Annotated in this window: 9 protein-coding genes; 1 reads left to right on the forward strand and 8 read right to left on the reverse strand. The window is 74.8% G+C overall.

Annotation, left to right across the window (positions count from 1 at the left end):
• Positions 1–63 precede the first annotated feature (63 nt).
• Positions 64–933, forward strand: a complete 870-nt coding sequence (locus ACIBR0_RS24475; RefSeq protein WP_396719376.1) for an HAD family hydrolase — start codon at positions 64–66, stop codon at positions 931–933.
• Between the two features lie 27 nt (positions 934–960).
• Here ACIBR0_RS24475 and ACIBR0_RS24480 read toward each other — a convergent pair whose 3' ends face one another.
• The 8 genes from ACIBR0_RS24480 to ACIBR0_RS24515 form a co-directional block, all read right to left on the reverse strand.
• Positions 961–1,833, reverse strand: coding sequence for a lysophospholipid acyltransferase family protein (locus ACIBR0_RS24480; RefSeq protein ID WP_396719401.1), 873 nt, complete (start codon positions 1,831–1,833; stop codon positions 961–963).
• Between the two features lie 287 nt (positions 1,834–2,120).
• Positions 2,121–3,194 (reverse strand): NAD-dependent epimerase/dehydratase family protein, encoded by a 1,074-nt coding sequence (locus ACIBR0_RS24485; protein ID WP_396719378.1) that lies wholly within the window; start codon positions 3,192–3,194, stop codon positions 2,121–2,123.
• A gap of 121 nt (positions 3,195–3,315) precedes the next feature.
• On the reverse strand, positions 3,316–3,417 hold the full coding sequence (locus ACIBR0_RS24490; RefSeq protein ID WP_007465623.1) for a 30S ribosomal protein bS22: 102 nt from the start codon (positions 3,415–3,417) through the stop codon (positions 3,316–3,318).
• Between the two features lie 215 nt (positions 3,418–3,632).
• The gene (locus tag ACIBR0_RS24495) at positions 3,633–3,842 is read right to left on the reverse strand and encodes a helix-turn-helix domain-containing protein (RefSeq protein WP_396719379.1); all 210 of its coding nucleotides are present in this window, start codon (positions 3,840–3,842) and stop codon (positions 3,633–3,635) included.
• 259 nt (positions 3,843–4,101) lie between these two features.
• Entirely contained in the window at positions 4,102–5,286 is a 1,185-nt protein-coding gene (locus ACIBR0_RS24500; protein WP_396719381.1) for an ABC transporter permease, read from the reverse strand.
• A complete protein-coding gene (locus ACIBR0_RS24505) occupies positions 5,283–6,170 on the reverse strand; it encodes an ABC transporter ATP-binding protein (RefSeq protein WP_396719383.1) in 888 nt (295 codons plus the stop codon). The genes ACIBR0_RS24500 and ACIBR0_RS24505 overlap by 4 nt, the downstream gene beginning before the upstream one ends.
• Positions 6,167–7,558, reverse strand: a complete 1,392-nt coding sequence (locus tag ACIBR0_RS24510; RefSeq protein WP_396719385.1) for an efflux RND transporter periplasmic adaptor subunit — start codon at positions 7,556–7,558, stop codon at positions 6,167–6,169. The genes ACIBR0_RS24505 and ACIBR0_RS24510 overlap by 4 nt, the downstream gene beginning before the upstream one ends.
• Before the next feature lie 43 nt (positions 7,559–7,601).
• Positions 7,602–9,092, reverse strand: coding sequence for a hypothetical protein (locus ACIBR0_RS24515; RefSeq protein WP_396719387.1), 1,491 nt, complete (start codon positions 9,090–9,092; stop codon positions 7,602–7,604).
• Between the last annotated feature and the right edge of the window lie 483 nt (positions 9,093–9,575).

Here is a 9,575-nt window from a genome sequence, read left to right on the forward strand (position 1 = left end):
TTCCCGGGCCGGCTACCCTCGCTCAGTGGCGTACGCCGCGCCGGTCGAGTGGAGGGAGGTCGGGTGGCCCGCACCCGCAAGGTGACGGTCAGCACCGACATCCACGGCCACACCACCGGTTGGGCGGAGGCCGAGCCGTCGACTCCCGTGCGACCCGACCCGGCCGCGGCGGCCTTCTTCGACGTGGACAACACGATGATGCAGGGCGCCTCGATCTACTGGTTCGCCCGTGGCCTCGCGGCGCGCAACTACTTCACCACCTCGGACCTGGCCCGCTTCGCCTGGCAGCAGCTGCGGTTCCGGCTGCTCGCCACCGAGCACCCGGGCGACATGTCGCAGGCCAAGGAGGCCGCCCTCGCCTTCGTCGAGGGCTGGCGGGTGGACGACGTGGAGCGCCTCGCCGAGGAGATCTTCGACGAGCTGATGGCACCCCGCATCTGGGGCGGCACCCGCCGTCTGGCCCAGCGGCACCTCGATGCCGGCGAGCGGGTGTGGCTGGTCAGCGCCGCCCCCGTGGAGATCGGCCGGGTGATCGCCGCCCGACTCGGCCTGACCGGCGCGATCGGGACCGTCGCCGAGGTCGTCGACGGCGCCTACACCGGTCGGCTGGTCGGCGACCTGATGCACGGCCCCGCCAAGGCGGACGCGGTCCTCCAGCTCGCCGCCGTGGAAGGGCTGGAGCTGGCCCGCTGCGCCGCCTACAGCGACTCCGCCAACGACCTGCCGATGCTGAGCGCGGTGGGCCGGGGCGTCGCAGTCAACCCGGACGGCACCCTGCTGCGCGAGGCACGGCAGCGCGGGTGGGAGGTCCGGGACTTCCGTACCGGCCGGCGCGCGGTGAAGATCGCCGTACCGTCGACGGCCGCGGCGGGCCTGGTCGCCGGTGCCGTGACCGCCGGCCTGGCGCTGCAGCGGCGCCGCCGCGCCGACTGAGGTCCCCGCCCGGTCGGGCTGGGCCGCCTACGGCCCGAACGGGTCCGGACGGCGTTCCAGCAGCTTGTGCAGGGTCTGCTGGATGGTCTCCCGCACCTGGTCGGCGAGGTTGAACACCACCAGCGGATCGTCGGCGGAGTCGGTCAGGTGCGCGGTGGGGATCGGCGGGCCGAACTCGATCAGCCACTTGCTCGGCAGCGGCACCATCCCCAGCGGGCCCAGCCACGGGAAGGTCGGCGTCACCGGGAAGTAGGGCAGCTTCAGCAGCCGGGCCAGCGGCTTGACGTCGGCGAGCATCGGGTACGTCTCCTCGCCGCCGACGATCGCCACCGGCACGATCGGCGTACCGGTGCGCAACGCCGCCGACACGAACCCGCCCCGGCCGAAACGCTGCAACTTGTAACGCTCCGAGTAGAGCTTGCCGATGCCCTTGAAGCCCTCGGGGAACACACCGACCAGTTCACCACCGGACATCAGCCGCTCCGCGTCCGGGTTGCAGGCGACCGTGCCGCCGGTCTTCCGGGCGATCTCGGAGACCACCGGCATCCGGAAGACCAGGTCGGCGCCGAGCAGCCGCAGGAAGCGGCGCGCCGGGTGCCGGTCGTGCAGGACGGCCGAGAGGATCAACGCGTCCAGTGCCACGGTGCCGGAGTGGTTGCCGACGACCAGCCCGGCCCCGTCCGTCGGCACGTGCTCCAGGCCGAAGACCTCGGTGCGGAACCAGTCGCGGTAGAGCAGCCGCAGCAACGGGTGGAAGACCGTCTCGGTGATCTGCGGGTCGAACCCGAACTCGTCGACCTCGTAGTCGCCGGAGAGCCGCCGGCGCAGGAACGCCAGGCCGTTCGCGACGGTGCGGTCCCAGTGGTCGCCGGGCCGGTCGGCCACCGCCGACCCGGCCACCGCCGGACGCGGCGGGTCGGTCGCGGCCGGGGCGTCGACCACGCTCGGCTCGTCGGTGCGGGCGGGCTCGTCGGTCGCGGCGGTCTCGTCGGTGACGGCGGGCTCGTCGGTCGCGGCGGTGTCGATCTCGTCGGCGCCGGGTCGGACCGTCGCCGGGCCCGGCTGCGCGGCCGTCGCGGTCGGCCGGTGTCCGTTGGACCGCGCCGGCTGCGCCCCCGACTCCGGCACCGTCAGCGGTACGTCGTACCGACCGTCGCCCTGGGCGCCGTCGCGTGGGTGCGGACCGGTCACGACCGCTCCCCCACTGCGGAGCGGACCTGCCGGATGCTCTCCCGCACCAGCCGCTCGGCGGCGGCCAACTGGTCACGGGTCACCACCGCACCACCGTGGTGGGCGCGGATGAAGTCCTCGAAGGCGATCGCCGTCGAGCGGGGCGTGAAGCCGAACTCCCGTTCCAGCCGGCCGGTGTCCACCACCCGGCCGTGCACGAAGAGGTCGACCTGGTCCAGGCCGACCCGCCCGAAGCCGAGGCTGCGGGCCAGCGCGGCGGCACCGGAGAGGCCCGGTTCGAGAACCGGCAGGGCGACCCGCCCGGCCCGCCGGATGGCCTGGGACAGTGCCAGCACACCGGGGCCGGCGACGTTGTAGGTGCCGGGGTGGTCCTCGACGATCGAGCGGTGCAGCACCTCCAGCGCGTCGTCGAAGTGCAGGAACTGCAACCTCGGGTCGCGGCCGAAGACGGTGGGCACCACCGGCTGGGAGAAGTAGCGGGTCAGCGTGGTGTCGGCGGTCGAGCCGATGAACGGCGCGAAACGCAGCACGGTGACCGTCGTGTCGGGGCGACGGCGGCGGAAACCTCGCACGTACCCCTCGATGTCCAGGATGTCGCGGCCGAAACCGCCGCGCGGCACCTCGCGTGGCTCGGTGTCCTCGGTGAAGACGGCCGGGTCCCGGAAGGAGGCCCCGTACGCGGCCGTCGACGAGCGGACGACCAGCTTGCGCAGCCGGGGCGCCCGCTGACAGGCGGCGAGGAGTTGCATGGTGCCGATGACGTTCTGGTCCTTCATCCCCGACCGCCCGCCGTGCTGCGGGTCGGGAGCGCTGACCAGGGCGAGGTGCACCACCGCGTCGACGTCCAGGTCGGCGAGGAGACCGCCGATCGAGCCGGCGTCCACCCGGATCCGCTCGACGCGGTCGAGCAGGTCGGTGAACTCGGCGCCGGGCTCCGGTGGGTCGACGCCGATGACCCGCTCGATGCGGGGATCGGCGGCGAGCCGGGCGGCGACGTGCGCGCCGAGGTAGCGGCTGACCCCGGTCACGACGACGACCCCCGGAGCACCTGGGGTGCCACCGGGGGTCATGTCGTGCACCTACCCTGGCAGGCGAGACCGAGCCGGGACGTCCACGGCCTGATCACCTGAGCCTCCGGGGGTCGACAGTTGGCAAGTGAAGACGGGGTGCCGGGCCAGAGCCCGGCCCCGATCACTTGCCGAGACGGCGACGCTGGACGCGGGTCTTGCGCAGCAGCTTGCGGTGCTTCTTCTTAGCCATGCGCTTGCGGCGCTTCTTGACCACCGAGCCCATACGACAGCCTTTCGATGCAACGTGCGGGGCGGACCGGAGAACGCCACGAATGGCGTCGGCGACCGCATGCGGACAACGGACCGGACCAGCGGGACGAGCGGCGGGGCGCTCCTGCGGTCACGGTCGGGGTCCAGGGTAGCCGGAGAGCGTCAGCAGGACCAACGCGGCCCCTCGATGCCCGTCACGGGGCCTCCGGCGGTCGGCCGGAGGGTGGCTCAGGCGGTCTCCTGGAAGGCGCCGCGCAGGTACTCGTGCACGGCGTGCTCGGGGACGCGGAACGACCGGCCCACCCGCACGGCGGTCAGGTCACCGCTGTGCACCAGGCGGTAGACCGTCATCTTCGACACCCGCATCACCGTCGCCACCTCGGCGACGGTGAGGAACTTGACATCCGACAGCCGACCGTCGGACTGCGACCCGGCCATGGCTCACCGACCCATCCCATGCCCGGCGCGTGCCATCCCGACGGGCTGCTCCCCACCCGGGCCGGCGACGCGCGTGTTACCAGTACCGTAGCGGGGCGGCTGTGACCGGCGCGATCCCTTCGGCGCAACTACCCCCGAAATCGGCCCTGCCCGCACTGCCTCCCGCCAGGGCTTTCGAGTTCCCCGGGGTCTTTTCGACCGGCCGCGCCGGACGGCCCCCTGCCCGCCGGTCGGCGGGTGGATGTGTCCGACCGGTGGTTCACTCGGCGCGCAGGGCCACCACCGGGTCCAGCCGTCCGGCCCGCTGCGCCGGGACCACGCCGAAGACGATGCCGACCGCCGCCGAGACGCCGAACGCGAGCGCCAACGACCACCAGGTGATCGCCGCCGGGATCGGTGAGAACGCGTCGACCAGCAGGGCCGTGCCGACACCCAGGGCCATCCCGGTGAGCCCACCGATCGAGGTGAGCAGCACCGCCTCCAGCAGGAACTGCACGCCGATGTCCCGGGGCCGGGCGCCGACCGCCTTGCGCAGACCGATCTCCCGGGTCCGTTCGCGGACCGAGACCAGCATGATGTTGGAGACTCCGACGCCCCCGACCAGCAGCGAGATGCCGGCGATCGCGGCGAGCACACCGGTCAGGACGCCGAGGATGTCGCCGAGGACGCCGAGGATCTGCTCCTGCGTGACCGCGCTGAACTCGGTGCCCGGGTGCCGCCGGGTCAACTCGGCGACGATCCGCTCGCCCAGCTCGTCGATCCGCTCCCGGTCCGGCGCCTTGACCGCGATCCCGTCGACGCGCTGGGTGCCGTAGAGGCGTTGGGCCGCGGTGACCGGCACGTGCACCTCGTCGTCGCGGTCCACGCCGAGGCTCTGGCCGAGCGGGGCGAACACCCCGATCACCCGGAAGCGCACCCCGGAGACGGTGATCTGCTGGCCGACCGGGTCCCGGTCCGGGAAGAGGACGCGGGCCACCGACGCGCCGAGCACCGCCACCCGGCGGCTGGTGTCCACGTCGGAGCGGGTGAGGTAGCGCCCCCGGGCCAGGTCGCGCGTGAAGACGGTGGGGGTCGTCTCCAGGACACCCTGCAGGGTGCTGAAGTCGGACCGGTTGCCGGCCCGTACGGTGGCGCCGGAGGCGACCGTGACCGCCACCCGGTCCGGATCACCCACCACCCGCGACACGGCGTCCACGTCGTCCAGGGTCAGCGGGGAGACCGCCGGCGCGGCGCCCACGTCGAGCCGGCCGGGCACCACCAGCAGCAGGTTCGAGCCCAACCCCTCGACCTGCTGCTCCACCTTCTGCTTGGTGCCGGTGCCGATGGCCACCAGGATGACCACCGAGGCCACCCCGATGATCACGCCGAGCATGGTGAGCGCGCTGCGCAGCCGGTTCGCGCGCAGCGCGTCGAGCGCCACCCGCCAGGCCTCGGCCACCCTCACGAGCCGGCCCCGTCCCGCGTACCCGGCTGCGGAAGGCGCCCGGCGGCTCCGGCGGCGCCGCCGGAGCCACCGGGCGGGTGCCCCGGTCCGCTTCCGGAAGCGGACCGGGGCTCCGCGCTGGGAGCGGACACCAGTGTGTCAGGTCCGGCGGCGGGGCCGGAGGCCGGTCGATCATGAACCGCGCCGACCTGGCCGGACGCGCTGTCGGCGACCACCACGCCGTCGCGCATCGCGATCCGCCGGCGGGCCCGCGCCGCCACCTCCTGGTCGTGGGTGACCATCACCAGCGCCACCCCGGACTCCACGTTCAGCTGCTCCAGGAGTTCCAGGACGGCCGCGCCGGTCACACTGTCCAGGTTGCCGGTCGGCTCGTCGGCGAGCAGCACCGTCGGGTCGGTGACCAGCGCGCGGGCGATCGCCACCCGCTGCTGCTCGCCGCCGGAGAGCTGGTTGGGCCGGTGGTCCAGCCGGTGTCCCAGGCCGACCCGGCCGAGCATCGCCGCCGCCCGCTCCCGCCGCTGCCGGGCCGACACACCCCGGTAGACCAGCGGTAGCGCGACGTTGTCCACGGCGGACGTACGCGGCAGCAGGTGGAACGCCTGGAACACGAAGCCGATGGTCTCGTTGCGCAGGGCCGCCAGCTCCGGCGCGGACAGCCTCGCCACCTCCCGGCCGCCGATCACCAGCCGGCCGCCGGTCGGCCGGTCCAGCCCGCCGAGCAGGTGCATGAGGGTGGACTTGCCGGACCCGGAGGGACCGACCAGCGCCACGTAGTCACCGGGGGCCACGGTCAGCGTCACTCCCCGCAGGGCGGGGACCGAGACCCCGTCGAGCTGGTACGTCCGGGACACGTCGACCGCCTCGATCGCGGCCGGTACGGTCATCCGATCTCCTGGCCGTCGCGGACCTGGTCGGTGCCGCGCACCACGATCCGGTCGCCGGCCTGCACGCCGCTGGTGATCTGCACCAGGTCCTGTCCCTGCACGCCGACGACGACCGGCGCCCGGTCGACCCGCCCGTCCCGGACCACCCAGACCGTGTCCCGCCCGTCGGCCGAGAAGATCGCCGAGGCCGGCACGGTGATCGCGTCGGCGGCCTCCCGGACCCGCATCCGCACCACGGCGTTCATCCCCGGTCGGGGAGCCGGTGCCGGCTCCGCCTCGCCGAGACGGCCCGGGCCGAGCGCCAGCCGCACCCGGTAGCTGACCCCACCCCGCGCGGAGCTGACCGGCAGCACGTCCACCGACCGGACGGTGGCGTCGTAGGTGGCACCGGTCACCGCGTCCAGCTCGACCGTGGCCGTCAGGCCGGCCCGCACCAGCAGCACGTCGGTCTCGTCGACCTCGGCGAGCAGCCCCAGTTGACTGGTGTCCACGATGGTCAGGACCGGGGTTCCGGCGGTCACCCGACCACCCACCGGCACTGCGACGTCCACGCCCGGCGGCGGAGCGGCCGGCGCCGCGCCGAACGCGGACGGGTCGATCCCGGTCGCCGCGCCGCCGTTCAGCAGGCCGGCCAGCGCGTCGGCGGAGGCACCGCCGGTGGCCGTCCCGCCGGGCTGCACGATGCCGGCGATGGGTGCGCGCAGGGTCAGCGCGTCCACGGTCGCCTTCGCCAGGTCGTACGCCTGCCGGGCCTGGAGCCGCTGCGCCGCGGAAAGCGCGCTGACCGCGGAGTTCAGGTTGCGCACGCCGCGTTGCACCGCCCGCAGCGCCTGGTCGGCGGCGCGGGCGGCGGCGTCGTACCGCTCCTGGGCCGTGCGGACCTGGAGCAGCAGGGCGTCGCGGAGCTGCGGGTCACTGATCTTGCCGGCCGCGGCGCGGGCGGCCCGGTACGTCTCGTCGGCGGCCCGGTCGGTGCCGCGCAGACCACCACGCAGGTCTCCCCCGCCACCGCCACGACCGGCCCGCTCGGCGGCGTCGAGCGCCTCCTTCGCCTGCCGGAGCCGGTCCCTCGCGGACGGGGAGTCGAGCACGGCCAGCACCTGTCCCCGCTTCACCCGCTGGCCGGGTTGGACCCGGAGGCTGACCAACGTGCCGTCGGTCGGGGCGGTGAGGGTGGCGGCGGAGCGGGCGACGACGGTGGCGGGGGCGTCGATCACCTCGGCGACCGCGGCTCGGGTGGCGGCGGCGAGGGCCACCGGCGACTCGTCGTCTCCGCAGGAGGCGGCGGTGGTGGCGGTCAGGACGGCGACGGCGATCAGGGCGGTGAGCAGACGGGGCCGCGGGGCTGCGCCCAGCCGCGGCGGGTCGGTGCGGGGCACGCGCCCCATGCTACGACCCGGGTCGACGAGCGACGATGCGCCGGCGTGACGGTCAGGCGGCCACGGACCGGGCGTACGCGACGCAGTCGTCGTGCAGGCGTGACCACGGCTCGCCGAACGTCGCCTCGGCGGCCTCGTCCAGGGTCCGGCGCTCGTGCACGACGTCGGCGAAGAAGGCGAGCAGGCGCTCCGGGCCGTACCGATCGACGAGGTGCCGCACGGCGAGGTAGGAGATGCCGTAGCTGCCGCCCACCCGGTTCGCCGGGGCGTCGTCGGCGGGGGTCAGCGAGTCCAGCCGACCGTTCCAACCCTCGGCGAGCAGCCGCCGCACGTCGGTCAGCCCCTCGTAGCGACCGACCGGACGGCCGTCGGCGCCCGCGTACTCGGCCAGTCCCTCCACCAGCCACCACGTCGACTCACCCGGGTAGCCGCGCTCGGGCAGGGACGCCGCGTGGGTCAGCTCGTGGCGGAGCAGGTCGTCCAGGCCGCTGGTGGCGAGCCCGTCGGCGTTGAGCACCACCTCGTGGTGGCCGCCGCCGACCGTGACCGCGTACCCACCGGTCCACTCCGGACGGTCGCCGCCGTACCAGCGTCGCCACTCGTCCCGCCCGGCGTAGAAGATCCGGTACCGGTCGGGGACGCGCCCGCCGACCGCCCAGGTGTCCGCCGTACGCGCCGCCGCCTCGGCCTGCGCGAGCAGGGTGGGCAGCTTCTTCCGCTGCGCCGGGGTGGCGGCCACGACGGTGCGCGGCCCGACGGCGACCACCAGGTCACTGATCTCCCACGGTCGGGTGCCGGTCTCCGCGGACCCGGACGGCTCCACCGCCGTCAGCCGGGGCTGCGGCCCGTCGCGCCAGCGGGTGGCGGTCAGCACGGGACTGGTCCGGCAGTCCGGCACCACGAAGCAGTACCGGAACTCGACCAGCAGCCGCCACTCGCCGGGCCGGCCGGCGACCGGGGTGGGCAGGCCGTTCGGTCGGGCCTCCCAGCCGGCCACCCGCAGGGCCCGTAGCGCGGCGAAACGCCGCCGCAGGTCGGCGTGCGCGACCGGCTCGGCCACCGCGAGCCAGCCCGCGCGGTCGCCGCGCAGCAGGGCGGTCGACTGCCGGTCGAGCTGCGCGGCCATGCGCTCGCCGAGCGCCCGGGCGGCGGCGGTCGCGGGGTCGTCCGCCGGCGCCGACGAGGGCCCCCCGGGCGCCTCCGCTCCGGCGTCGCGCACCGCGCCGACCAGCAGCGCCGCCGGCACCCCGCAGGCCAGCAGCACCACGGCCGCCGCGAGCGCCGTCCACAGAGCCCACCGCCGTCGTGGCGCACGCTCCGAAGACCCCGGCGGTACGACCACCGCGTCCGGCCTGCCGTCGGGAACCCGGGGGACGAGCACGGTCGGCGCGTCACCCGGGTCCCGATCCACTCTGGGCATGAGCGCCGTCGGCGCCTCCTGCGCCTCGGGTACCGGCCGCGCGTCCGACCCGACCCTCGCCATGAGGATGGTGGCCGCCTCCTGGTCCACGTCGCCCGTCGACGGCCCCGATGTGGGCGCCACCGGAACAGGCGCGGGTCCGGGGAGCGACGGGAGCTCGGAGGTCGCGGCGGGCTCAGGGGTTGCGGCGGACTCCGGGGTTGCGGCGGGCTCGGGAGTTGCGGGGGAGTCCGGGATCGCGGGTGGCTCCGGGGTTGCGGCGGACTCGTGAACTGGCGCCGGCTCGGAAGCCGACGCGGCCTCGGAAGCCAACCGGACGGTGGACGGTGGCGCCTCCGGGGCCGGCTCCGCCCTGTCCTCCCCGGTGCCCGCTGACGGCCCCTCGGTCACCGCTGGATCGTCCGCCTCGGGCGTGCCGTGAGTCACTCGGCGAAGGTTACGGTCATTCCGCCGATCCGGCGAGCACCCCCCACCCCACCCACCCCACCCCACCCGACCCCCCCGACCCATGCGGCGATCTGTGAGTGGGGGTTGTCAAGGGGTTCGGTGGTGGGTGGTGATGGTGCGGTAGAGCTGTCGGGCGATGTAGCGCTTGAGGCAGCGGGT

It is taken from the genome of Micromonospora sp. NPDC049497 (genome assembly GCF_044465805.1).
Classification (GTDB): Bacteria; Actinomycetota; Actinomycetes; order Mycobacteriales; family Micromonosporaceae; genus Micromonospora.

What these genes read in the sequence shown, in the direction of transcription:
- ACIBR0_RS24510 (WP_396719385.1), bottom strand. Translation starts at nt 7,558, where the DNA reads ATGGGGCGCGTGCCCCGCACCGACCCGCCGCGGCTGGGCGCAGCCCCG.
- ACIBR0_RS24495 (WP_396719379.1), bottom strand. Translation starts at nt 3,842, where the DNA reads ATGGCCGGGTCGCAGTCCGACGGTCGGCTGTCGGATGTCAAGTTCCTC.
- ACIBR0_RS24485 (WP_396719378.1), bottom strand. Translation starts at nt 3,194, where the DNA reads ATGACCCCCGGTGGCACCCCAGGTGCTCCGGGGGTCGTCGTCGTGACC.
- ACIBR0_RS24505 (WP_396719383.1), bottom strand. Translation starts at nt 6,170, where the DNA reads ATGACCGTACCGGCCGCGATCGAGGCGGTCGACGTGTCCCGGACGTAC.
- ACIBR0_RS24490 (WP_007465623.1), bottom strand. Translation starts at nt 3,417, where the DNA reads ATGGGCTCGGTGGTCAAGAAGCGCCGCAAGCGCATGGCTAAGAAGAAG.